We start from the raw sequence: 24195 nt of genomic DNA, 5'->3' as shown, positions 1-24195 counted from the left end.
CAGCAGATCGCTTTTCATAACCTTTGGTTATTTGCAAACGTTTGCTCATAACCTAATTCCGTATCGTTCTATTGGGACGAAAAAGCCTAGCAGCCGTCTGCGATTTCGCCATTGCCCAGGATTACCTATGTTGCGGCCTTCGTGCGCTCGATGTGGGAGCGGGCATGCCCGCGAACACCGGCTACGCCGGTGCCATCCACGGCCTCGCTTGCTTCGCGGGCACGCCCGCTCCCACAGGGGATCGCGTAAAGACAGCGTGGTTAAAGCAATTGGCTCCTAAGCTAATGCAAAAAAGTTATTTATTTTACTTTTCTTAGATCATTTAGCCTTCTCGCCATCCATCACATCGATTGCCTGACGAGAGGTTCACCATGATCCCGCACGCTCCGCTGCGCCTGTTCGCCGCCCTGACCCTCGCCAGCGCCAGCTGGTTGGCCCAGGCTGCCGACCTGACCGTGGCCTACCAGACCACCGTCGACCCGGCCAAGGTGGCGCAGGTCGATGGCAACTACGAAAAAGCCAGCAAGGCCAGCATCGACTGGCGCAAATTCGACAACGGTGCCGACGTGATCACCGCCGTAGCCAGCGGCGATGTACAGATCGGCTACCTGGGCTCCAGCCCGCTGGCCGCCGCAGCCACCCGCAAGCTGCCGGTCGAGACCTTCCTGATCGCCACCCAGATTGGCGCCGGTGAAGCACTGGTCGCCCGCGACAGCATCAAGACGCCACAAGACCTGGTCGGCAAGAAAGTCGCCGTGCCGTTCGTCTCCACCGGCCACTACAGCCTGCTGGCCGCGCTGAAGAGCTGGAACATCGACCCGTCCAAGGTGCAGATCCTCAACCTGGCGCCGCCGGCGATCATTGCCGCCTGGAAGCGCGGCGACATCGACGCCACCTACGTCTGGGACCCGGCCCTGGGCGTGGCCAAGGAAAACGGCAAGGTGCTGATCACCTCCGGCGAGCTGGCCGAGAAAGGCGCACCGACCTTCGACGCATGGATCGTGCGCAAGGACTTTGCCGCCAAGCACCCCGACGTGGTCAAGGCCTTTGCCAAGGTCACCCTCGACGCCTACGCCGACTACCGCAAGAACCCGCAAGCCTGGCTGGCCAACCCCGACAACGTGAGCAAACTGGCCAAACTGTCTGGCGCCAAGCCTGCTGACATCCCGGTGCTGCTGCAGGGCAACGTCTACCCGCTGGCCGCCGACCAGGCCAATGCACTGGGCGCACCGACCACCCAGGCGCTGACCGACACGGCCACCTTCCTCAAGCAGCAAGGCAAGGTCGACGCGGTGCTGCCGGACTACTCGCCGTACGTCAGCGCCCAGTACCTCCCCAACTAAGCCTGTAGAAAACCGACCGGAGCCTGCCATGGCCTTGCTCGAACTGGAGCGCATCAGCGCACAGTACCCCGGTGCCGAAACCCCGGTACTGGCCGACATCAACCTGAGCCTGGGGCCACGCCAACTGCTGGTGGCCCTGGGGCCTTCCGGCAGCGGCAAGACCTCGCTGCTCAACCTGATCGCCGGCTTCGTCGCCCCCAGCGGCGGGCGCATCACCCTGGACGGCGTGCCCGTCCAGGGCCCCGGCGCCGAGCGCGGCGTAGTGTTCCAGGACGATGCGCTGCTGCCCTGGCAGAACGTGCTGGGCAACGTCGCATTCGGCCTGGAACTGGCCGGCGTGCCACGCGCCGAGCGTGAAGCCAAGGCCCGCGAAATGCTGGCACTGGTCGACCTCGACGGCTTTGGCGAGCGGCGTATCTGGCAATTGTCCGGTGGCCAGAAGCAGCGCGTGGGCCTGGCCCGGGCGTTGGCAGCCGACCCACGGGTGTTGCTGATGGACGAGCCGTTCGGCGCACTGGATGCCTTCACCCGCGAACAGATGCAGGAGTTGTTGCTGCAGGTATGGCAACGCACCGCCAAGCCGGTGTTCCTGATTACCCACGACATCGAAGAAGCAGTGTTCCTCGCCAGCGAGCTGGTGCTGCTGGCGCCCAACCCGGGGCGCGTGGTGGAGCGCCTGCAACTGGACTTCGGCCAACGCTACGCAGCCGGTGAACCGGCGCGGGCGATCAAGTCCGACCCGGCCTTCATCGAAACCCGCGAGCACGTACTGGCGCGGGTGTTCTCCCAACGTCAAAGCCTGCAGGAGCGCGCATGAGCAGCCTGGACCTGCCGGTCGCCGGCAAACGCAACACCCAACCCCGGCCAGCCACCAAGCTGCGCCGCCCCCTGCCCACCCGCTGGATCAGCACCCTGACCCTGGCCAGCCTGCTGTTGGCCTGGTGGCTGGTGACCGCGGCCGGCTGGATCGAGCCGCTGTTCCTGCCCTCGCCCGCCGACATCCTGGCCAAGGCCGGGACCCTGCTGACCCAAGGCTACATGGATGCCAGCCTGTGGCAGCACCTGGGTGCCAGCCTGGGGCGCATCGGCGTGGCCCTGCTTGCCGCCACCCTCACCGCCATCCCGGTGGGTATCGCCATCGGCTACAACCGCGTGGCCCGCGGCATTCTCGACCCGCTGATCGAGTTCTACCGGCCGATCCCACCGCTGGCCTACCTGCCGCTGATCGTCATCTGGTGCGGCATCGGCGAGCTGTCCAAGGTGCTGCTGATCTACCTGGCAATCTTCGCCCCCATCGCCATTGCCACCGCCACCGGCGTGCGCACGGTCGACCCGGCCAAGCTGCGTGCCGCGCAGTCGCTCGGCGCGACCAAAGCCCAGCTGATCCGCCACGTGATCCTGCCCAGCGCCCTGCCCGACATCCTCACCGGCATCCGCATTGGCCTGGGGGTCGGCTGGTCGACCCTGGTGGCCGCCGAGCTGATCGCCGCCACCAGTGGCCTGGGCTTCATGGTGCAGTCGGCGGCGCAGTTCCTGGTTACCGATGTGGTGGTGCTGGGGATCCTGCTGATCGCGCTGATCGCCTTCGCCCTGGAAATGAGCCTGCGTGCCCTGCAACGCAAACTGGTGCCTTGGCACGGGCAGAGCCACTGAATCCTGTTGACCACGCCAGCAGCCTGGCGCCTGATTGAAGAGACCGACATGAGCCTGACCATCACCCCCCTCAGCCCGGCGCTTGGCGCCCAGATCAGCGGCGTGGACATCAGCCGCGATATCACCGTCGAAGAACGTGACGCCATCGAGCAGGCGCTGCTGCAACACCAGGTGCTGTTCTTCCGCGACCAGCCGATCAACCCGCAGCAGCAGGCACGTTTTGCCGCCCGCTTCGGCGACCTGCACATCCACCCGATCTACCCCAATGTGCCGGAAACCCCGCAGGTGCTGATCCTCGATACGGCAGTTACCGATGTGCGCGACAACGCCGTGTGGCACACCGACGTGACCTTCTTGCCGACCCCGGCCCTGGGCGCGGTGCTCAGCGCCAAGCAGTTGCCGGCCTACGGCGGCGACACCCTGTGGGCCAGCGGCATCGCGGCCTTCGAAGCCTTGTCGGCGCCGCTGCGCGAGCTGCTCGACGGGCTGACCGCCACCCATGACTTCACCAAGTCGTTCCCGCTGGAGCGCTTTGGTACCACGCCGGAAGACCTGGCGCGCTGGGAAGCAACCCGGCGCAACAACCCGCCGCTGTCGCACCCGGTGGTGCGCACGCATCCGGTGAGCGGGCGCAAGGCGTTGTTCGTCAATGAGGGGTTCACCACGCGCATCAATGAGCTGAGCGAACTGGAAAGCGAGGCACTGTTGAAGCTGCTGTTTGCCCATGCGACGCGGCCGGAGTTCAGCATTCGCTGGCGGTGGCAGGAGAATGACGTGGCTTTCTGGGACAACCGCGTGACCCAGCATTTTGCCGTGGATGACTACCGGCCGAACCGGCGGGTGATGCATCGGGCGACCATCCTCGGGGATGCGCCCTTCTGATAGAGATGCATCAGCAGTGCCGGCCTCTTCGCGGGTAAACCCGCTCCCACAGGTACCGCACCGGTATTGAGCCAGTGTTATATCTGTGGGAGCGGGTTTACCCGCGAAGAGGCCGGTACAGGTTATTACCTGACCAGATGCAGGTACTGCATGTGCCGTTCGTACTGGTCGAGGATGTCGTTGATGATCTGCTCCTTGCTGTAGCCCACCAGGTCATAGTTCTGGCTGCCTTCGCTCAGGTGCACCTCCGCCCGGTAGTAACGGCGGTTCTTCAACTCTTGCGTACCCAGCCCACCCAGGGCGAACGATGGCGTGAAGTAGCCACGCATCTGCACCTGGTAAATGAACGGCTGTTCCTCGCCATGGCCAATCTTCAAGCTGACGTTGTCGTGGCTCGGGTCGTCCTGGGTAATCAGTACCAGGCCCTTCTGCTCGAACACTTCACGCACATCGGCAATTGCCGGGCGCACCACGTCGTCCATGAAGCGGTACACCTCATCACGCGACGGGAAGTGCACCGCCTGGCTCAGGCGCTGGCGCCAGCCGCCACGGCCGCGGCGTGACTGGGCGAACGGGGCCAGCGAATGCATCTGCGCGATCTGCCGTTGCGACTCCAGGTAGAACGCCTTGTGCAGCCCCCACATCATGCACAACAGGATCAGCGAGAACGGCAGCGAGGTCAGCACCACCGCCGACTTCAACGAATCGATGCTGCCGGCGAACAACAGCGCACTGGTGATCAGCGCCGTCATCGCGCCCCAGAAGATGCGCAGCCAGTTCGGCCCATCCTCGTCGGCATCACCACCCTTGGCCGACAAGGTCGACAGCACCACGGTGCCCGAGTCGGCCGAGGTGACGAAGAACACGAAACTGATGAACACCGTCATGGCGATCACCGTCTTGCTCCAGGGGTAGGTCTCCAGCAGCAGGTACAGGCTCATCGACGGGTTATCCAGCGCCGACTGGCCCAGCGCGGTCATGCCGTGGTTGATGACCTGGTCCAGGGCGCTGTTGCCGAAGATCGACATCCACGCCAGGGTGAAGCCCAGCGGAATCAACAGCACACCAAAGACGAACTCGCGTATGGTGCGGCCACGAGAGATGCGGGCGATGAACAGGCCCACGAACGGCGCCCAGGCAATCCACCAGGCCCAGTAGAACACCGTCCAGCCGCCCAGCCAGTCGCGGTTCTCGCCGTAGGCATAAACGTCGAAGCTCTTGCGCGGCAAGGCACCCAGGTAATCGCCGAGGTTCTGGATCAGCGTGTTGAAGAGGTGCTGGGTAGGCCCGGCGAACAACACGAACAGCAACAGCGCGCAGGCCAGGAACAGGTTGATGTCGCTCATCACCCGCACGCCCTTCTCCACCCCGGCGACGGCCACGGCCACCGCCGCGCCCATCATCAGGGTGATGAGCAGCACCTGCACCCACTGGCTGTGGTCGATGCCGAACAGGTAGTCGAGGCCGGCGTTCAGGTGCAGCACGCCAAAACCCATGTCGGCGCCCAGGCCGAACACCGTGGCGATGATGCCGAAGCCGTCCACCGCATAACCGATCGGCCCGTTGATGCGCTTGCCGATCAGCGGGTACAGCGCCGAACGCAAGGCCAGTGGCAGGTTGTGCCGGTAGGCGAAGTAGGCCAGGGCCATGCCGACGAAGGCGAACACGCCCCAGCCATGCAGGCCCCAGTGCAGGAACAGGATCTGCATCGCCTGGCGCCCGGCCTCGGCCGTGCCCGCTTCGCCCTGGGGCGGCTGCAGCATGTGGGTCAGGGGTTCGGACACGCAGAAGAAGAACAAGGTGATGCTGATGCCGGCGGCAAACAGCATGCCGGCCCACGACAGGTAACTGAACTCGGGCTCGTCGTGGTCGGCACCGAGCTTGATCTTGCCGTAGCCGGACAAGGCGGTGACCACCACGAAGACCAGGTACAGCGTCATCGCCAGCATGTAGTACCAACCGACCGTGTTGGCCGCCCAGTTCTGCGCCGCCAGCAACCAGTCGCCTGCTGCTTGCGGATAGGAAATGACCACCAGGCCGAAGATGAGGATGAAACTTGCCGCGAAATAGAACACCGGGGGGTTCATGCGGATCTTGCCATTGGCAAGGGAAGGCGTCGGTGCACTCATTGGGGGCGCACCTCGTCGAATGACGTAAGGCTCGGAATGAACGGGTTCAGCAAAGGAATCCTCCTGTTGAACACCGGCAGCGGACCAGCGTTTTTTCATTGAACAAGCGTTCAAGTTAAACATGGATCGGATTTCAATGCGAATTGGGGCGCTGATTGGTGCCCTCCTGTTCCGGCCCTTTCGCGGGTAAACCCGCTCCCACAGGTACTGCACAGGATTCAAAATCTGTGGGGGTCCTGTGGGAGCGGGTTTACCCGCGAAGAGGCCGGTACAGGCCAAGGAAATGCCAGATCAGTTCTTGTCCTGGCAATCCAGCTGCAGGTTGGCCTGGGTAATGTTGCTCTCGGCCGGCACACTGCGGGTCAGCCACACATTGCCGCCAATGGTCGAGCCTTTGCCGATGGTGATCCGCCCCAGCACCGTTGCCCCGGCATAGATCACCACATCGTCCTCGACGATCGGGTGGCGTGGCAGGCCCTTGTGCAGGGTGCCCGATTCATCGCTGGGGAAGCGCTTGGCGCCCAGGGTCACTGCCTGGTAGATCCGCACGCGCTCGCCGATGATCGCGGTTTCGCCGATCACCACGCCGGTACCGTGGTCGATGAAGAAGCTCGGGCCGATCTGCGCCCCGGGGTGAATGTCGATCCCCGTGGCCGAATGCGCCAACTCCGAGCTGATCCGCGCCAGCAGCGGCAGGCCGGCCTGGTACAGGTGGTGCGCCAGGCGGTGGTGGATGATCGCCAGGATGCCTGGGTAGCACAGCAGCACTTCATCGACACTGCGCGCCGCCGGGTCGCCGTGGTAGGCGGCCAGCACATCGGTGTCGAGCAGCACGCGCAGGCCCGGCAGGGCGGCGGCGAAGCCCTGCACCAGGCTCAGCGCATGGGCATCGACGCCGGCCAGCTCGCCCTTGCTTTGCCGTGCGGCGTAGCGCAACTCCAGGCGGGCCTGGGCCAGCAAGGCGGTCAGCGCGGCATCCAGGGTATGGCCGACGTAGAAGTCTTCGCTTTCTTCGCGCAGGTCGACCGGGCCAAGGCGCATGGGGAACAGTGCGCCGCACAGTTGCTCCAGGATGTGCCGCATCGCTTCGCGCGAAGGCAGCTCACGCCCGCCCTGCTCGCCGCTGCTGCGGCCATTGCGGGTACGCCATTGTTCACGGGCACCGCGCAGGCCGGTGACGATGCTCTGCAACTGCCAGTGCCCGGGTGAAGGTTGTTCGCTCACGGTTTTCTCCTGCCTGAGTAGGCCAAACTCATTTTTATTTGCAGGTCCGGCCTCTTCGCGGGCTCGCCCGCTCCCACAGGGACTGCACCGGTTTCGATGCCTGTGCGGTCTCTGTGGGAGCGGGTTTACCCGCGAAAGGGCCGAACCTGCCTACATGCAATCCACTCTACGGCAAATCCATCCCTTGGAAAAAACAACGCTTTATTCCATCCTGCGCTAAGTCAGGCATAAGCCGCGATGACGGAGCAGGCAACCTCGCCTACCCTCAAAGCAGCCAGCACCTGGCAAAAACCAAAAAGGGAATAACAAAATAATTTTTTAGTATTTCCTGGCCTAAGCAGCCGACCCTATAGTCGCCACCCACCACTTACACAACAAGCGCGGGGCTTTGAAATGTCGAAATTCGCCAAACCGCTACTCAACGCCAGCCTGGCACTCCTGCTGGGTGCCGGCCTGCTCGGCCAGGCCTTCGCCGGCGAGCAGCTGAAGACCATCCAGGAAAAAGGGGTGATCAACGTCGGCCTCGAAGGCACCTACCCACCGTTCAGCTTCCAGGACGAAAACGGCAAGCTGACCGGCTTCGAAGTGGAACTGTCCGAACTGCTGGCCAAGGAGCTGGGGGTAAAGGCCAAGGTGCAGCCGACCAAGTGGGACGGCATCCTCGCCGCACTGGAGTCCAAGCGCCTGGACGTGGTGATCAACCAGGTGACCATTTCCGAAGAGCGCAAGAAGAAGTATGACTTCTCCGAGCCTTACACCATCTCCGGCATCCAGGCGCTGATCCTGAAGAAGAAGGCCGAGCAGCTGAACATCCACAAGGCCGCAGACCTGGCCGGCAAGAAGGTCGGCGTGGGCCTGGGCACCAACTACGAGCAATGGGTCAAGAAGGACGTGCCGCAAGCCGATGTGCGCACCTATGAAGACGACCCGAGCAAGTTCGCCGACCTGCGCAACGGCCGTATCGACGCCATCCTGATCGACCGCCTGGCCGCGCTGGAATACGCGCAAAAAGCCAAGGACACCGAACTGGCCGGCGATGCCTTCTCGCGCCTGGAAAGCGGCGTGGCCCTGCGCAAGGGCGAGCCGGAACTGCTGGCAGCGATCAACAAGGCGCTGGACAAGCTCAAGGCTGACGGCACGCTGGCCAAGCTGTCCGAGAAATACTTCGGTGCCGATGTCACCAAATGATTGCTGAAAGCCTGCAACTCGTTGTCGACTCCGCGCCCTTCCTGCTGAAGGGCGCGGGTTATACAGTGCTGCTCAGTGTTGGCGGCATGTTCTTCGGCCTGCTGCTGGGCTTTGCCCTGGCACTGATGCGGTTGTCGAAGATCTTGCCGCTGAACTGGCTGGCGCGGGTCTACGTGTCGTTCTTCCGCGGCACGCCGCTGCTGGTGCAGCTGTTCGTCATCTACTTCGGCATGCCGCAGATCGGCATCGAGCTCGACCCGATCCCGGCCTCGCTGATCGGCCTGTCGCTGAACATGGCCGCCTACATCTGCGAAATCCTGCGCGCGGCGATTTCCTCGATCGACCGTGGCCAGTGGGAAGCCGCCGCCAGTATCGGCATGACCCGCGTCCAGGCCATGCGCCGGGCGATCCTGCCCCAGGCCTTGCGCACCGCACTGCCGCCGTTGGGCAACAGCTTCATCTCGCTGGTCAAGGACACCGCCCTGGCGGCGACCATCCAGGTGCCCGAGCTGTTCCGCCAGGCCCAGCTGATTACCGCGCGCACCTTCGAAGTGTTCACCATGTACGTGGCGGTGGCGGTCATCTACTGGGTGCTGTGCAGCATCCTCGCGCACTTCCAGAACCGCATGGAAGCGCGAGTCAACCAGCATGACCAGGAGCATTGAGCATGATTGAAGTCAAAGGCCTGACCAAGCGGTTCAAGGGCCAGACCGTGCTCAACGGTATCGACCTGACCGTGCAGCCCGGCGAAGTGGTGGCCATCATCGGCCCCAGCGGCTCGGGCAAGACCACCTTCCTGCGTTGCCTCAACCTGCTGGAAACACCCGATGCCGGGCAGATCCAGATTGGCGACATCAGCATCGATGCCAACCGCCCGCTGGGTGGGCAGCAAAGTGCGATTCGCCGCTTGCGCCAGCAGGCCGGGTTCGTGTTCCAGAACTTCAACCTGTTCCCTCATCGCACCGCCCTGGAAAACGTGATCGAGGGGCCGGTGATCGTCAAGAAGACGCCCCGCGAGCAGGCCATCGAACTGGGCCGGCGCCTGCTGGCCAAGGTTGGCCTGGCGGGCAAGGAAGATGCCTACCCGCGGCGCCTTTCCGGTGGCCAGCAGCAACGGGTGGCCATCGCCCGCGCCCTGGCCATGGAACCGGAGGTGATCCTGTTCGACGAGCCGACCTCGGCGCTGGACCCCGAACTGGTGGGTGAAGTGCTGGCGACCATCCGCGGCCTGGCCGAGGAGAAGCGCACCATGATCATCGTTACCCACGAGATGAGCTTTGCCCGCGATGTGGCGAACCGGGTGATCTTCTTCGACAAGGGCGTGATCGTGGAACAGGGCGAGGCCAAGGCGCTGTTTGCGGCGCCGAAGGAAGAGCGTACCCGGCAGTTCTTGCGCAAGTTCCTGGGGACTGCTGCCTCCGAGTAAACCTGTTGCGGCCTCTTCGCGGGCACGCCCGCTCCCACAGGTGTGGCACCGATTTCAAGATCTGTGCTGTACCTGTGGGAGCGGGCGTGCCCGCGAAGAGGCCAGCACATCCGCAGCAAAATCCCCCTTCTATACATATTCCAAATAGTTAGTTCATAAACTTTTTATAAAGCATTAGGGTATATAAACCGGACCACCGGACCAGCACACATCTGTCGCGATCAGCTGTAGCGGCATTACTTTTTTGTGAGGTCAGGAATGGTCAGGATCACAATCACCCCAGTGCGTAACGCCAGGGCATTGAGTGCAGCCAAGGAGCGGTACTGATGTCCAGCCAACCCAATACCCAATTCCACAGCGATCTCGACAGCTCGCCCCTGCTGCTGCCGGCCAAGGTACTGCGCAACGACGCCGAAGCCCTGCAAGCGGCCCGCGAACTGGCCGAGGTCGCCCGCGAGCAGGCCGCCCGCCGCGACCAGCAACGCAAACTGCCATGGGCCGAGATCGAACTGTTCACCCGCAGCGGCCTGGGCAGCATCAGCGTACCCAAGGCCCATGGCGGCCCCGATGTGTCATTCGAGACCGTGGCCGAAGTGTTCCGCCTGATCAGCGCCGCCGACCCGGCCCTGGGGCAGATCCCGCAGAACCAGTTCGGCATGCTGCAACTGCTGCGCCTGACTGCCACCGAGGCGCAACAGGCGGTGATCTTCCGCAGCGTGCTCGATGGCTGGCGCATCGGCAATGCCGGCCCCGAACGCGGCACCAAGGACACCCTGACCCTCAAGGCCAGGATCACCCGCGTCGGCGACAGCTATCGCATCAGCGGTGAGAAGTTCTATTCCACCGGCGCCCTGTTCGCCCACTGGGTGGCGGTCAAGGCACTGGACGACGAAGGCCGCCAGCGCCTGGCATTCGTGCGCCGAGGCAGCCCGGGGCTGCGCATCGTCGATGACTGGTCCGGGTTCGGCCAGCGCACCACTGCCAGCGGCACCGTGCTGCTCGACCAGGTACCGGTGGATGCCGACCTGGTGATCGACAACTGGCGCCAGCGCGACATTCCCAACATCCAGGGCGCTGCCTCGCAGCTGATCCAGGCGGCGATCGATGCCGGCATTGCCGAAGCAGCGATCGAAGACGCCATCAGCTTCGTGCGCGAAAAGGCCCGGCCATGGATCGAGGCCAAGGTCGACCGCGCCAGCGACGACCCCTATGTAATCGCCGACATCGGCCGCCTGAAGCTCGAGCTGCACGCCGCCGAAGCGCTGCTGCGCAAGGCCGCGCGGGTCCTCGACGAGGTCAACGCCGCGCCGGTCGATGCTGCAAGCGCGGCGCGGGCTTCGATCGCGGTGGCCGAGGCCAAGGTGCTGACTACCGAGATTGCCCTGCAGGCTAGCGAAAAGCTGTTCGAGCTGGCCGGCAGCCGCGCCACCCTCGCCGAGTTCAACCTCGACCGCCACTGGCGCAATGCCCGGGTGCACACCCTGCATGACCCGGTGCGCTGGAAGTACCACGCGGTTGGCGCTTACCACCTCAACGGAACCTTGCCTGCACGGCATTCCTGGATCTGATTTGTGGGCCTTGGGGCTGCTTTGCAGCCCAATCGCCGGCAAGCCAGCTCCCACAGGTTCTGCACTGCCTTCAAGACCTGTGCGGTCCCTGTGGGAGCTGGCTTGCCGGCGATTGGGGCGCGAAGCGGCCCCTAGGGCCCCGGAGAACAACATGACTACAACAATCATCACCAGCGACACCCAGGCCCTGAGTGTCGCCGAAGACATCGCCCGACACCTGCGCCGCGACAGCGCCCTGCGCGACCGCGAGCGCCGTCTGCCGCACGCCGAACTGGAACTGTTCACCCGCTCCGGCCTGTGGGCCATCAGCGTGCCCAAGGCCTTCGGCGGCGCCGGCGTGTCCAACGTCACCCTGGCCAAGGTCATCGCCCGCATCGCCCAGGCTGACGGCTCGCTCGGGCAAATCCCGCAAAACCATTTCTATGGCCTGGAAGTGCTGCGGGTAAACGGCACACCCGAACAGCAACAGCGCCTGTACGCCGAAGTACTGGCCGGCAGCCGCTTCGGCAACGCCCTGGCCGAACTGGGCACCAAGACCGCCAACGAGCGCACCACTCGCCTGACCCGCGACGGCGATGGCTTTCGCATCAACGGCCGCAAGTTCTACTCCACCGGCGCCATCTACGCCCAGCGCATTCCCACCTCGGTGGTCGATGAACAGGGCGTGCAGCACCTGGCCTTCGTCCCGGCCGACAGCCAGGGCCTGCAGGTGATCGACGACTGGAGCGGCTTCGGCCAGCGCACCACCGGCAGCGGCTCGGTGGTGTTCGACAATGTGTACGTCAGCGCCGCCGACGTGGTGCCGTTCCAGAGCGCCTTCGAACGCCCCACCCCGGTCGGCCCGCTGGCGCAGATCCTTCATGCCGCCATCGACACCGGCATCGCCCGCGCCGCATACGAAGATGCCCTGCACTTCGTGCGCACCCGCAGCCGCCCCTGGGTCGACTCCGGCCTGGACAAGGCCAGCGATGACCCGCTGACGCTGAAGAGTTTCGGCCACCTGGCGATCCGCCTGCACGCCGCAGAAGCCTTGCTGGAACGCGCCGGCGAATACCTGGACCGCGCCCGCGACGACAGCACTGCCGACAACGTGGCCGCCGCTTCCATCGCGGTGGCCGAGGCCCGTGCCATCAGCACCGAGATTTCCCTCGCGGCCGGCACCACCCTGTTCGAACTGGGCGGTAGCCAGGCCACCCTGGCCGAACACAACCTCGACCGCCACTGGCGCAACGCCCGCGTGCACACCCTGCACGACCCGGTGCGCTGGAAGTACCACGCCATCGGCAACTACTACCTCAACGATGCCAACCCACCACGCCGGGGGACCATCTGATGGCCAAACAGATCCTGCTCAATGCCTTCAACATGAACTGCATCGGGCACATCAACCACGGCCTGTGGACCCACCCACGGGACACCTCGACCCAGTACAAGACCCTGGATTACTGGACCAGCCTGGCGCGCCTGCTGGAGCGCGGCTTGTTCGACGGGATGTTCATCGCCGACATCGTCGGCACCTACGACATCTACGGCCAGTCGCTGGACGTCACCCTCAAGGAGTCGATCCAGCTGCCGGTCAACGACCCGCTGCTGCTGGTCTCGGCCATGGCCGCCGTCACCCGTCACCTGGGCTTCGGCCTTACCGCCAACCTCACCTACGAAGCGCCGTACCTGTTCGCCCGGCGCCTTTCCACCCTGGACCATCTGAGCAATGGCCGGGTGGGCTGGAACATCGTCACCGGCTACCTCGACAGCGCTGCCCGGGCCATGGGCCTGACGCAGCAACCCGAGCATGACCGCCGCTACGACCAGGCCGACGAGTACCTACAGGTGCTGTACAAGCTGCTGGAAGGCAGCTGGGCCGACGATGCCGTGGTCGCCGACCGCCAGCAGCGCGTCTATGCCAGGCCCGACAAGGTGCGCAAGGTCAACCACCAGGGCGAGTTCTACAAGGTCGACGGCTACCACCTGTGCGAGCCCTCGCCGCAACGCACACCGGTACTGTTCCAGGCCGGCAGCTCGCAGCGTGGCCTGGCCTTCGCCGGCAACCATGCCGAATGCGTGTTCATCAGTGGCCAGGACAAGGCCGCCACCCGCGCCCAGGTCGACAAGGTGCGCGCCGCCGCCCAGGCCGCTGGCCGCGACCCGCAAGCGGTCAAGGTGTTCATGGGCATCACGGTGATCGTCGCCGCCACCGAGCAGCAGGCCCAGGCCAAGCATGCCGAGTACCTGCGCCATGCCAGCGCCGAGGCCGGGGTCGCGCACTTCGCAGCGTCCACCGGCATCGACTTCGCCGCCTACGCCCTGGACGAGCCGATTGCCTTCAGCCAGGGCAACGCCATCCAGTCGGCCACGCGCCAGTTGCAGGACAACGCCTGGACCCGCCGGCGCCTGCTGCAGCAGCACGCCCTGGGTGGCCGTTACGTGACCCTGGTCGGCGCGCCCGAGCAGGTGGCCGAGCAGCTGATCGCCTGGATCGATGAAACCGGCCTGGACGGTTTCAACCTGACCCGCACCGTAACCCCGGAAAGCTTCGAGGACTTCATCGACCTGGTCATTCCGCAGTTGCAACAGCGTGGCCGCTACAAGACCGCCTACGCCGAAGGCACCCTGCGCGAAAAACTGTTCCAGGCCGACCACCCGCATTTGCCCGCCGACCACCCTGGCTCGGCTTACCGCTTTACCTCTACCCCTGCCCCGACTGGAGCCCTGCACCATGCTTGATAAACTGTTCCGGCCCGTCGCGGCCATTGCCCTCACCCTCGGCCTGTCCGCCAGCGCGCTGGCTGCCGAACCGCTGAAGATCGGCACCACCTCGGCCTTTGCCATCCCGCTGGAAGCCGCAGTGGAAGAAGCGCACAAGCAAGGCCTGGAAGTGAAGCTGGTCGAGTTCAGCGACTGGATCGCACCCAATGTCAGCCTCAACAGCGGCGACATCGATGTGAACTACTTCCAGCACATCCCGTTCCTGGAAAACGCCAAGGCGGCCGCGGGCTTCAACCTGGTGCCCTACGCCCCGGGCATCATCAACAACGTCGGCCTGTACTCGAAAAAGTACAAGAGCTTCGCCGACCTGCCCGAAGGTGCCAGCGTGGCCATCGCCAACGACCCGATCAACAGCGGCCGTGGCCTGCAGCTGCTGGCCAAGGCCGGGCTGATCACCCTCAAGCCGGGGGTAGGCTACAAGGCCACCGAGGACGACATCGTCGCCAACCCGAAGAAACTGAAGATCCTTCAGGTCGAGGCCGTACAGCTGGTACGCGCCTATGACGACGCCGACCTGGTGCAGGGCTACCCGGCCTACATCCGCCTGGCCAACAGCTTCGACGCCAGCTCCGCACTGCTGTTCGACGGCCTGGAGAACAAGGAGTACGTGATCCAGTTCGTCATTCGACCGCAAAGCAAGGACGACCCACGCCTGGCCAGGTTCGTCGACATCTACCAGCACTCGCCAGTGGTGCGCGCAGCCTTGGACAAAGCCCACGGCAAGCTCTACCAGGCCGGTTGGGAGGGCTGACATGAGCCAGGCCAGCGCGCTCCGGGCGCCCACCGCACAACCACTGCCGCCAACGGCCAGGGAGCAGGCCTTGCGCCCGGAGGTCAATGAAGCCCATGTGCGCTTCATCGGCCTGGGCAAGACCTACCCGGGCCAGGCGCAACCGGCCTTGCAAGGCATCGACCTGAACATCCGCCATGGCGAGATCTTCGGCATCATCGGCCGCAGCGGCGCCGGCAAGTCATCGCTGCTGCGTACCATCAACCGTCTGGAGCAACCCAGCCAGGGCCGGGTGCTGATCGACCAGGTGGACATCGCGCCCTTCGACGAGGACCACCTGGTAGCCCTGCGCCGGCGTATCGGCATGATCTTCCAGCACTTCAACCTGATGTCGGCCAAGACCGTGTGGCAGAACGTCGAACTGCCCCTGAAGGTGGCCGGCGTAGCCAAGGCCGAACGCCAGCGCAAGGTACGCGAACTGCTTGAGCTGGTCGGCCTGCAGGAAAAGCACCACGTGTACCCGGCGCAGTTGTCCGGCGGGCAGAAGCAGCGCGTGGGCATTGCCCGGGCGCTGGTGCATGACCCCGAGATCCTGCTGTGCGACGAGGCCACCTCGGCGCTGGACCCGGAGACCACCGCTTCCATTCTCGAACTGTTGCGCGACATCAACCAGCGCCTGGGCCTGACCATCGTGCTGATCACCCACGAAATGGCGGTAATCCGCGATATCTGCCACCGGGTGGTGGTGCTGGAACGTGGAGAAGTGGTCGAGCAGGGTGAGGTCTGGCGGGTGTTTGGCTCACCACGCCACGAAGTCACCCGCACCCTGCTGGCACCGTTGCAAGCCCGGTTGCCAGCCGCGCTGCAAGCCAGCCTGCGGGCCAGCCCGGCAACCCGCGACAGTGCCGTGGTGCTGAGGCTGACCCTGCTCGGCGAGCCCGAACTGTCTGCCCTGTTCAACGACCTTGGCGGCCGCGTGCGCCTGCTGCAGGGCGGTGTGGAAACCATTGGCGAGCATGCCCTGGGGCAGCTGATCCTGTCGGTGCAGCACTCGCCGCACGATACCCATCAATTGCTGGAACGCGCCCGCCGCTGGGCCGAGGACGTGGAGGTACTGGGCCATGTGGTTTGATCGCCTGCTGGAAGGCTTGCTCGATACCCTGCTGATGGTTGGCGTGTCGTCGCTGATCGCCCTGCTGGTGGGGGTACCGATGGCGGTGCTGCTGGTCACCAGCGACAAGGGCGGGATCTTCGAGGCGCCGCTGCTGAACCGGGTTCTGGGTGCCTTCGTCAACCTGTTCCGCTCGATCCCGTTCCTGATCCTGATGGTCGCGCTGATCCCCTTCACCCGCCTGGTGGTGGGTACCACCTATGGCGTGTGGGCGGCGGTGGTGCCGCTGACCATTGCCGCCACGCCGTTCTTCGCGCGGATTGCCGAGGTCAGCCTGCGCGAAGTCGACCACGGCCTGGTGGAGGCTGCGCAGGCCATGGGCTGCCGACGCTGGCACATTGTCTGGCACGTGCTGCTGCCAGAGGCGCTGCCGGGGATTGTCGGGGGCTTCACCATTACCTTGGTGACCCTGATCAACTCCTCCGCCATGGCCGGAGCGATCGGTGCCGGGGGACTGGGGGACATCGCCTACCGCTATGGCTACCAGCGCTTCGACAGCCAGATCATGCTGACCGTGATTGCCATGCTGGTGGCGTTGGTGGCGTTGATCCAGCTGGGTGGAGACCGGTTGGCGAAAGGCTTGAACAAGCGATAGTTCGGGGGCCGCTGCGCGCCCCATCGCCGGCAAGCCAGCTCCCACAGGGGCAGCGCTGCCCTCCAGCCTTGTGAGTACTTGTGGGAGCTGGCTTGCCGGCGAAAGGGCCGCAAAGCGGCCCCGGCGATCTCAACCCCAGCGCAAATCCCCGGCAGGCACCGGCCGCCCGAACCAGTACCCCTGCCCCAGCTGACACAGCTCATGCAGCAGGAAACTGGCCTGCTCTGCCTGCTCGATGCCCTCGGCATGCACCTGCATGCCCATGCTGCGGGCCAGGGCGATGATCACCCGGACGATCGCGATGTCGTCCTCATCCAGCGGCAACCCGGCAACGAAGCCCTGGTCGATCTTCAGCTTCTGCACCGGCAAGCGCTTTAGCCGCAGCAGCGATGAATAACCGGTGCCAAAGTCGTCGATGGCCAGGGTCACCCCCAGCTCGCGCAGGCGATGCAACTGCTCCAGGGCCACCTCCGGGTCCTCCATCACCGCGCTCTCGGTCACCTCCAGCTCCAGCAAGGCCGGGTCCAGACCGGTGTCGTGCAGCACCTCGGCCACCTGCTGGTACAGCTCGTGCTGGCCAAACAGGCGGCTGGAAATGTTCACCGCCACGAATGCCAACTGCCGCCCTTCACCCTGCCATCGCACCATCTGCCGACACGCCTGGCGCAGTACCCAGGCGTCGATCTCGGCAATCAGCCCGGTACGCTCGGCAATCGGGATGAACTCGCCCGGCGGCACCAGGCCCCGCTGGGGGTGCTGCCAACGCACCAGGGCCTCGACGCCGACCTGGCGGCCGCTCGCCAGGTCGTGCACCGGCTGGTAGAACACCCGCAGCTCGTCCTGCTCCAGGGCCCGGCGCAGTTCGCCGGCGGTTTCAACCCGCTGCTGGGCGTGGGCGGTCAGCTCTTCGGTGTACAGCGCATAGCAGGCCCGCCCGTTGCTCTTGGCCTTGTACAACGCCGAGTCGGCATTGCGCAGCAACTGCTCGGCACTCAAGGCATCGCTGGGGAACAGGCTGATGCCCACGCTGACACTGATGAACAGGCGGTGACCGTCGAACAGGAACGGCTCGCGCATACGCTCGATGATGCCCTGCGCCAGCTTGCCCGCCTGGCCGACCTCATGGCAGTTTTCCGCCAGCACGCCAAATTCGTCGCCCCCAAGGCGCGCCAGGGTCACGCCGCTGCCCAGCACCTCACCCAGGCGCTCGCCCACCAGTTTCAGCAACTGGTCGCCAATGGTGTGACCAAGGCCGTCGTTGATGCTCTGGAAGTGGTCCAGGTCCAGCAACAGCAGGGCACAACCACGCTTGTTGGCCTGGGCTGCCGCCAGGGCCTGCTCGACCCGGTCGTTGAACAGCAGGCGGTTGGGCAGGTCGGTCAGCGGGTCGTGGTGGGCCAGGTAGGCCAGTTCCTGTTCCGAATGCTTGATCGCGCTGATGTCGCTGAACACCGCCACGTAATGGCTGAGCTCGCCTTCATCGTCGCGGATGGCGCAAATGGTCTGCCACTGCGGGTAGATTTCACCACTCTTGCGCCGGTTCCAGATTTCGCCGCTCCACTCGCCCTTTTCCGCCAAGGTGGCGAATATCTGCTGGTAGAACGCCAGGCCATGGCGGCCCGACTTGAACTTGTTCGGGCGCTGGCCGATGACCTCGTCCTGCTGGTAGCCGGTGATGCGCATGAAGGCACGGTTGACGTGCACGATCAGGCCATGGCGGTCGGTCACCAGCACGCCTTCGAGGGTGCTGTCGAACACTGCCGCAGCCATGCGCAGGCGTTCACGGTCTTCACCACGCATACGCGCGCCAACGCCGATGAAGTCGAGCAGCCGCACCCGCGACACATAGATCAGCAAGGCGCTCAGCAGCACCCAGACCACCACGTTGATCTGCCGGCCCACGGTCAGTGCCAGGGGATCCTCGGTCATGCTGTGCAACACCACCTCGGCCAGCGTCAGCCAGAGGATCGAGAGCACCACATACAGCGCAGCCATGCGCAAGGCGTCGCGAACGGAAACAGACATGTCGGGTGCAATTGCCCATAAAAAATGATGGGGCATTATAAAGGCTGAAACATGTCGTGACTTCCTATCTGAACGGGTGACTGTATTTATTTCCTGCCCAAGGGATAATCAGCCCCTCCTCCTGCATTCCGAGGGTATTTACACCTATGTGGTACAACGGCCTGCTCGACTTGTCGGCCTGGCAACTGGTCGGCATCACACTGCTGATGACCCACGTGACCATCGTCAGCGTCACGGTCTACCTGCACCGCTATTCCGCGCACCGGGCCCTGGAGCTCAATGGCGCGCTCAAGCACTTCTTCCGTTTCTGGCTGTGGCTGACCACGGCGCAGAACACCCGCGAATGGACTGCCGTCCACCGCAAGCACCACGCCAAGTGCGAAACCCCCGACGACCCGCACAGCCCGCTGTACAAGGGCCTGGGCACGGTGCTGCGCAAGGGTGCCGAGCTTTACCGGGAAGAGGCGCGCAACCCCGAAACCCTGCGCATCTACGGCAAGAACTGCCCGGACGACTGGATCGAGCGCAACCTCTACTCGCGCTACAAGCTGGGTGGCATCGCGCTGATGGCGGTAATCGACCTGCTGCTGTTCGGCACCATCGGCATCACCATCTGGGCAGTGCAGATGATGTGGATTCCGTTCTGGGCCGCCGGCGTGGTCAACGGCCTGGGGCATGCCCTCGGCTACCGCAACTTCGAGTGCCGCGACGCCGCCACCAACCTGGTGCCGTGGGGCATCGTCATCGGTGGCGAAGAGCTGCACAACAACCACCACACCTACCCCAACTCGGCCAAGCTGTCGGTCAAGCGCTGGGAGTTCGACATGGGTTGGGCGTGGATCCGCCTGTTCTGCCTGCTGCGCCTGGCCAAGGTGCAGCGCGTCGCGCCCATCGCCCACCGGGTGGCCGGCAAGGCCAGCCTGGACATGGACACCGCCATGGCCATCCTCAACAACCGTTTCCAGATCATGGCCCAGTACCGCAAGCTGGTGATCGGCCCGCTGGTCAAGCAGGAACTGGCCCGCGTCGATGCCTCGCTGCGCCACCACTTCCGCCGCGCCAAGCGCCTGTTGTCGCGCGAGACCAGCCTGCTGGAAGACCGCCACCATGTGCGCATCGAGTCGATGCTCGCCCACAGCCAGGCGCTGAAGACCATCTACGAAAAACGCCTGGCACTGCAGCAGATCTGGGCGCGCACCAGCGCCAACGGCCACGACATGCTGGCCGCCATGAAGGACTGGGTACACGAGGCGGAAACCAGCGGCATCCATGCCCTGCGCGACTTCGCGGCACAGCTCAAGACCTACTCCCTGCGCCCGACCGGCGCCTGACCGCCGTTGATCGGCACGCCCCTTTGGCGGGGCGTGCCGCTCGGAACTTCGCCCTCTCGTTTACACTCATATCTGGCACATCGCCCGCGTGGCGGGCCAGATGCTGGCCGCACGCTTTCACGCCGAGATCTGCTCCGTGCACATGGCCAAGAACATTCCAACGACACTGCCCGGCACCCCGCCTCCCGAAGCCGCCCAGACCTTGCTTGCGCTGCTCCACGCCCAGGGCGAGGTTGCCCGCCTGAGCGAGCGCGAGCAGCTGTTCAGCTCGCTGCTCGACAGCGTCAACGCGGTGTTATGGGCCTTCGACTGGGAAACCCGTCAGGTGCTGTACGTCAGCCCCGCCTACGAACGCATCTTCGGCCGCCCGGCCAGCCTGGTGCTGGCCGACTACAACGAGTGGCGCGACAGCATCTACCCCGACGACCTGGAGTTCGCCGAGCGCAGCCTGGCCCAGGTACTGCTCAAGGGCTCGGTGGAAGACCGCGAGTACCGCATCCTCAATGCCGACGGCCAGCTACGCTGGCTGAGCGACAAGTGCTACATCAACCAGCAACGCGATGGTGACCGGGTGATCATCGTCGGCATCGCCGAAGACATCACCGAGAAGAAGCAGCTCGAAGGTGAACTGCAGCGCTTGGCCACCACCGACGTGCTGACCCAGAGCAGCAACCGCCGGCACTTTTTCGAATGCGCCCAGCAAGCCTTCGACAGCGCCCGCGAAGACGGTACGCCACTGGCCTTCCTGCTGCTGGACATCGACGACTTCAAACGCATCAACGACAGCTACGGTCACCAGGAAGGCGACCAGGTGTTGCAGCAGATCGCCGATAGCGGCAAGGCCGTGCTACGCCGAGGTGACCTGTTCGGGCGCATTGGTGGCGAGGAGTTCGCGGCAGTGTTCCCCGGCTGTAGTGCCCAGGTCGCGGAGCAGATTGCCGAGCGCTTGCAACGGCAGATCCAGCGGCTGAGCTTCAGCCATGGGGAGCAGACCTACGGGGTGACGGTGAGCCAGGGGGTGACCGGGCTGACTGACGAGGATGTGGCGCTGGACAGCCTGTATGCCAGGGCCGATGCGGCGATGTACCAGGCCAAGCGACAGGGCAAGAACCAGATCGTCCGCGGCTGACTGTTTTACACCACTTGCTGGCCTGTACGGTCCCTGTGGGAGCGGCCTTGTGTCGCGAAAGGGCTGCAAAGCAGCCCCTGGATCTCAGCGCAGATGCACAAATTGCTGGGGCTGCTTCGCAGCCCTTTCGCGACACAAGGCCGCTCCCACAGGATCTGCGCCGGGTTCAACGAACCTAGCCCCAAAATCTCAGCTGGAAACCTCGGCCTCAGCTACCGGCGGCTCTTCCTGGGGTTTCACCTCAGGGTTCTCCACCTTACGCAACCGCCTCAGTTCCGGCAGGCCAAGCTTGAGCAGCCGCGCGGTCTTGCTGCTGGCCACCTTCTCCAGCCCCTGCTCGGCCGGCAGCCGCGACAACTGCCCGGCCAGGTTCATGGCCAGGATCTCCCGCGAATACACCCCGCCGCCCAGCTGGTAGATCGCCGCAATCAACTCGCGCAACCCCAGCGGCAACCGCCAGCGCGTACGCAGCGCCGAGCCGAACGCCGCCCCGAACTCGTTGAGCGACAGCTGCACCTGGTCCTCATCCAGCTCGCCCCCGGCCAGCCGCCATTCCTGCAGGCAACGCAGCACCGCCAGGTCTCCCAGGCAATGCAGCAACCCCGCGCAATAACAACGCCCTTCGTCCAGCTCGAGCATGCGTGCCAAGGTGCGGCCATATTCGGCAGCGTGCAGCGACAACCCCCAGTAACGGGCCGCATGCTCCGCCAGCAGCGGGTCGCTGAGGCGCGCACTGCGCTTGAGGGTCATGCCCAGGATCAGGTTCATGCTCTGGGTGCTGCCAAGCTTGTTCAAGGCCTGCAGCAACGTTTGCACCGGTGCTTCGCGGTGCAGCGCTGCGCTGTTGGCCGCAGCGATCAGCACGGCGGTGATCTGCGGGTCGCCCTGCACTTCCTCTTCGAGCACTCTCAGGTTCAGGCCCTGGGGGTTGAGCGCGCGCTTGATCGCCACCTGCACATCGGCCAGCAGCGGCCCGCCATCGGCGGTAGCGCGACGCTGTTCGAGGTAGGCCGGCAGGCTGGCACCAGCCTGCAAGGCCGGCACCGGGCAGGCGATCTCTTCGCCAACCGCCAGCAGCAGCTCTTCCAGGCGCTTGCGCAGGGTGTCCAGGTTCAGCGGCTTGCTCAGGTAGGCCGTGGGGTGCAAGGGCAGTGCTTCGCGCACACTGGCACTGTCGCTGCGGTTGCTCATGAGAATGAACGGCAACCCCGGACCTTTGGCGCGCACCTTGCGCAACAAGTCGAGGCCATCGACACCGGCCAGTTCGCGCGCGGCGATGATCAGGTCGGGTTTGCTGGACAGCGCGCTCAAGGCCTGCGAGCCATCGGCGCAGACCTGCAGGCGGGCATCACAGCGCACGCTCAGCAGCATTTCGCTGAGCATGTCGCGTACCCAGGGGTCGCCCTCGACAATCAGTACGCTTGGTGGGGTGGGGTCTGCAGCGTTCATCGCCAACTCCTGAATAGCCCTGACACACAGTCCGTCGCAGCTTCCTGAGCAAATCCTCCGACAACGATAGCGCCCCACGGCTTTCCTGGGCACAAAAAAAACCCGCCGAAGCGGGTTTTTTCTGAAGCACGTCACATCAGGCGATTTCAGCGAAGCACTCTTCGATGATGGCCAGGCCTTTGTCCAGCAGAGCGTCTTCGGCGGTCAGCGGAACCAGGATACGCAGGACGTTGCCGTAGGTGCCGCAGGACAGCAGGATCAGGCCCTTCTCGCGCGCCTTGGCGACAACCTGGCCAACGGCAGCAGCGTTCGGGGTGTGAGTGCCTTTCTCGAAGACTTCGACAGCGATCATCGAGCCCAGACCACGGACGTCGCCGATGATCGGGTACTTCTTCTGGATTTCGCGCAGGCCAGCGGTCAGGCGCTCACCCACAGCTTTGCTGCGATCCAGCAGTTTCTCTTCTTCGAACACTTCGATCACGGCCAGGGCCGCGGCGCAAGCGATCGGCGAACCGGCGTAGGTGCCGCCCAGGCCGCCAGGAGCGATGGCGTCCATGTACTCGGCCTTGCCGCACACACCGGCCAGCGGGAAGCCGCCAGCGATGGATTTGGCGAAGGTGGTCAGGTCAGGCGCAACGCCCATCTGTTCCATGGCGAAGAAGGTGCCGGTACGGCCAGCGCCGGTCTGTACTTCGTCGGCGATCAGCAGGATGCCGTGCTGGTCGCACAGGGCGCGCAGGCGCTTCATCAGCTCTTTCGGCGCTGGCAGGAAGCCGCCTTCGCCTTGTACCGGCTCGAGGATGATCGCGGCGATGTCGCGCGGCTCGGCGTCGTTCTTGAAGATGCGCTCGACCGAGGCGATGGCGTCGTCAACGCTGATGCCGTGCAGTTCGCTCGGGAACAGGGCGCGGAAGATGCCACCTGGCATCAGGCCCATGCCAGCGGAGTACGGCACGACCTTGCCGGTCAGGCCCAGGGTCATCATGGTACGGCCGTGGTAGCCGCCGGTGAAGGCGATGACGCCAGCGCGGCCAGTGGCGGCACGGGCGATCTTGACGGCGTTTTCAACGGCTTCGGAGCCGGTGGTGACCAGCAGGGTCTTCTTGTCGAAGTCGCCTGGGACCAGCTTGTTGATCTTTTCGCACAGCTCTACATAAGGTTCGTAGGCCAGCACCTGGAAGCAGGTGTGGCTGACCTTGGTCAGCTGCTCTTGCACGGCCGCAACCACTTTCGGGTGCAGGTGGCCGGTGTTCAGTACTGCGATGCCGCCGGCGAAGTCGATCAGTTCGCGGCCTTCAACGTCGATCACGGTCGAGTTCTTCGCGGTATCGACGAAGATCGGGTGGATCTGGCCAACGCCACGTGGGACGGCGGCGACACGACGTTGCATCAAGGATTCGTTGGTCTTGCTCATAATGCCCTCATTGCGCCGGTTTGGAGTGGCGCTTTTATTCGGGGGTGGCTGGGAGTGCTCGCGAACAGTATTCGTTGATCGACTGCCGTGAACGCCCTGGCCACCAGGTACTGCGATGTAAAAAAGGCCAGCGAGACGTCGCTCTCGCGCCCCGCTGGCAGAGGTAAAGCCG

Annotated in this window: 20 protein-coding genes; 15 read left to right on the top strand and 5 right to left on the bottom strand. The window is 64.6% G+C overall.

Features of this window, described 5'->3' with window-relative positions; genetic code table 11:
* The first annotated feature begins 371 nt into the window (after positions 1 to 371).
* The 4 genes from tauA to tauD are packed head-to-tail and all read left to right on the top strand — an operon-like array spanning position 372 to position 3878.
* Positions 372 to 1343, top strand: coding sequence for a taurine ABC transporter substrate-binding protein (tauA, locus tag RYH74_RS13705; RefSeq protein ID WP_075044315.1), 972 nt, complete (start codon positions 372 to 374; stop codon positions 1341 to 1343).
* Between the two features lie 28 nt (positions 1344 to 1371).
* Positions 1372 to 2160 (top strand): taurine ABC transporter ATP-binding subunit, encoded by a 789-nt coding sequence (tauB, locus tag RYH74_RS13700; protein ID WP_075044314.1) that lies wholly within the window; start codon positions 1372 to 1374, stop codon positions 2158 to 2160.
* A complete protein-coding gene (gene tauC / locus RYH74_RS13695) occupies positions 2157 to 2996 on the top strand; it encodes a taurine ABC transporter permease TauC (protein ID WP_075044313.1) in 840 nt (279 codons plus the stop codon). Before tauB ends, tauC begins: the two co-directional genes overlap by 4 nt.
* A 48-nt stretch (positions 2997 to 3044) precedes the next feature.
* The gene (gene tauD, locus RYH74_RS13690) at positions 3045 to 3878 is read left to right on the top strand and encodes a taurine dioxygenase (RefSeq protein WP_075046922.1); all 834 of its coding nucleotides are present in this window, start codon (positions 3045 to 3047) and stop codon (positions 3876 to 3878) included.
* Positions 3879 to 4003: 125 nt separating this feature from the next.
* Here the strand turns inward: tauD and betT are convergent, their stop codons facing one another.
* Positions 4004 to 5965: a choline transporter BetT gene (gene betT / locus RYH74_RS13685; protein ID WP_170929293.1), complete on the bottom strand. Its 1962-nt coding sequence runs from the start codon at positions 5963 to 5965 to the stop codon at positions 4004 to 4006.
* A gap of 333 nt (positions 5966 to 6298) precedes the next feature.
* Positions 6299 to 7231: a serine O-acetyltransferase EpsC gene (gene epsC, locus RYH74_RS13680; RefSeq protein WP_085618358.1), complete on the bottom strand. Its 933-nt coding sequence runs from the start codon at positions 7229 to 7231 to the stop codon at positions 6299 to 6301.
* A 393-nt stretch (positions 7232 to 7624) separates the two neighbouring features.
* Here epsC and tcyJ point away from each other — a divergent pair, with 393 nt between their 5' ends.
* The 9 genes from tcyJ to RYH74_RS13635 all read left to right on the top strand — a co-directional run bounded on the left by tcyJ (position 7625) and on the right by RYH74_RS13635 (position 16675).
* Complete coding sequence (tcyJ, locus tag RYH74_RS13675) at positions 7625 to 8419, top strand: cystine ABC transporter substrate-binding protein (RefSeq protein WP_003257420.1); 795 nt, start codon at positions 7625 to 7627, stop codon at positions 8417 to 8419.
* Positions 8416 to 9084: a cystine ABC transporter permease gene (tcyL, locus tag RYH74_RS13670; protein ID WP_025337317.1), complete on the top strand. Its 669-nt coding sequence runs from the start codon at positions 8416 to 8418 to the stop codon at positions 9082 to 9084. The genes tcyJ and tcyL overlap by 4 nt, the downstream gene beginning before the upstream one ends.
* A gap of 2 nt (positions 9085 to 9086) precedes the next feature.
* Positions 9087 to 9845, top strand: coding sequence for an L-cystine ABC transporter ATP-binding protein TcyN (gene tcyN, locus RYH74_RS13665; RefSeq protein ID WP_013970435.1), 759 nt, complete (start codon positions 9087 to 9089; stop codon positions 9843 to 9845).
* 326 nt (positions 9846 to 10171) lie between these two features.
* Positions 10172 to 11413 carry an SfnB family sulfur acquisition oxidoreductase gene (locus RYH74_RS13660; RefSeq protein ID WP_075044311.1) on the top strand — a complete coding sequence of 414 codons (1242 nt, stop codon included), beginning with the start codon at positions 10172 to 10174 and terminating at the stop codon, positions 11411 to 11413.
* Between the two features lie 151 nt (positions 11414 to 11564).
* Complete coding sequence (locus RYH74_RS13655; protein WP_286100842.1) at positions 11565 to 12746, top strand: SfnB family sulfur acquisition oxidoreductase; 1182 nt, start codon at positions 11565 to 11567, stop codon at positions 12744 to 12746.
* Positions 12746 to 14137 (top strand): LLM class flavin-dependent oxidoreductase, encoded by a 1392-nt coding sequence (locus RYH74_RS13650; protein ID WP_317409562.1) that lies wholly within the window; start codon positions 12746 to 12748, stop codon positions 14135 to 14137. Before RYH74_RS13655 ends, RYH74_RS13650 begins: the two co-directional genes overlap by 1 nt.
* Positions 14130 to 14930: a MetQ/NlpA family ABC transporter substrate-binding protein gene (locus RYH74_RS13645; protein WP_317409560.1), complete on the top strand. Its 801-nt coding sequence runs from the start codon at positions 14130 to 14132 to the stop codon at positions 14928 to 14930. Before RYH74_RS13650 ends, RYH74_RS13645 begins: the two co-directional genes overlap by 8 nt.
* Before the next feature lies 1 nt (position 14931).
* On the top strand, positions 14932 to 16041 hold the full coding sequence (locus RYH74_RS13640; protein WP_075044308.1) for a methionine ABC transporter ATP-binding protein: 1110 nt from the start codon (positions 14932 to 14934) through the stop codon (positions 16039 to 16041).
* On the top strand, positions 16031 to 16675 hold the full coding sequence (locus RYH74_RS13635; RefSeq protein WP_008096606.1) for a methionine ABC transporter permease: 645 nt from the start codon (positions 16031 to 16033) through the stop codon (positions 16673 to 16675). The genes RYH74_RS13640 and RYH74_RS13635 overlap by 11 nt, the downstream gene beginning before the upstream one ends.
* Before the next feature lie 129 nt (positions 16676 to 16804).
* Here the strand turns inward: RYH74_RS13635 and dibA are convergent, their stop codons facing one another.
* Entirely contained in the window at positions 16805 to 18700 is a 1896-nt protein-coding gene (gene dibA / locus RYH74_RS13630; protein WP_317409559.1) for a phosphodiesterase DibA, read from the bottom strand.
* 146 nt (positions 18701 to 18846) lie between these two features.
* On the opposite strand from dibA, the gene desA reads away from it, so the two are divergent.
* Together desA and RYH74_RS13620 are read left to right on the top strand one after the other, a co-directional pair.
* Positions 18847 to 20031, top strand: a complete 1185-nt coding sequence (gene desA / locus RYH74_RS13625) for a delta-9 fatty acid desaturase DesA (protein ID WP_039614263.1) — start codon at positions 18847 to 18849, stop codon at positions 20029 to 20031.
* A 100-nt stretch (positions 20032 to 20131) separates the two neighbouring features.
* On the top strand, positions 20132 to 21160 hold the full coding sequence (locus RYH74_RS13620) for a GGDEF domain-containing protein (protein WP_039614264.1): 1029 nt from the start codon (positions 20132 to 20134) through the stop codon (positions 21158 to 21160).
* 189 nt (positions 21161 to 21349) lie between these two features.
* Here the strand turns inward: RYH74_RS13620 and RYH74_RS13615 are convergent, their stop codons facing one another.
* Both RYH74_RS13615 and gabT read right to left on the bottom strand, forming a co-directional pair.
* Complete coding sequence (locus RYH74_RS13615; protein WP_317409558.1) at positions 21350 to 22609, bottom strand: response regulator; 1260 nt, start codon at positions 22607 to 22609, stop codon at positions 21350 to 21352.
* A 136-nt stretch (positions 22610 to 22745) separates the two neighbouring features.
* On the bottom strand, positions 22746 to 24023 hold the full coding sequence (gene gabT / locus RYH74_RS13610) for a 4-aminobutyrate--2-oxoglutarate transaminase (protein WP_003255866.1): 1278 nt from the start codon (positions 24021 to 24023) through the stop codon (positions 22746 to 22748).
* Positions 24024 to 24195: the final 172 nt, after the last annotated feature.

It is taken from the genome of Pseudomonas sp. LSJ-87 (genome assembly GCF_032971465.1).
GTDB lineage: Bacteria > Pseudomonadota > Gammaproteobacteria > Pseudomonadales > Pseudomonadaceae > Aquipseudomonas > Aquipseudomonas putida_Z.
Note: the sequence above shows the minus strand (reverse complement) of the source record. Positions and strands in the feature narration are given on the sequence as shown.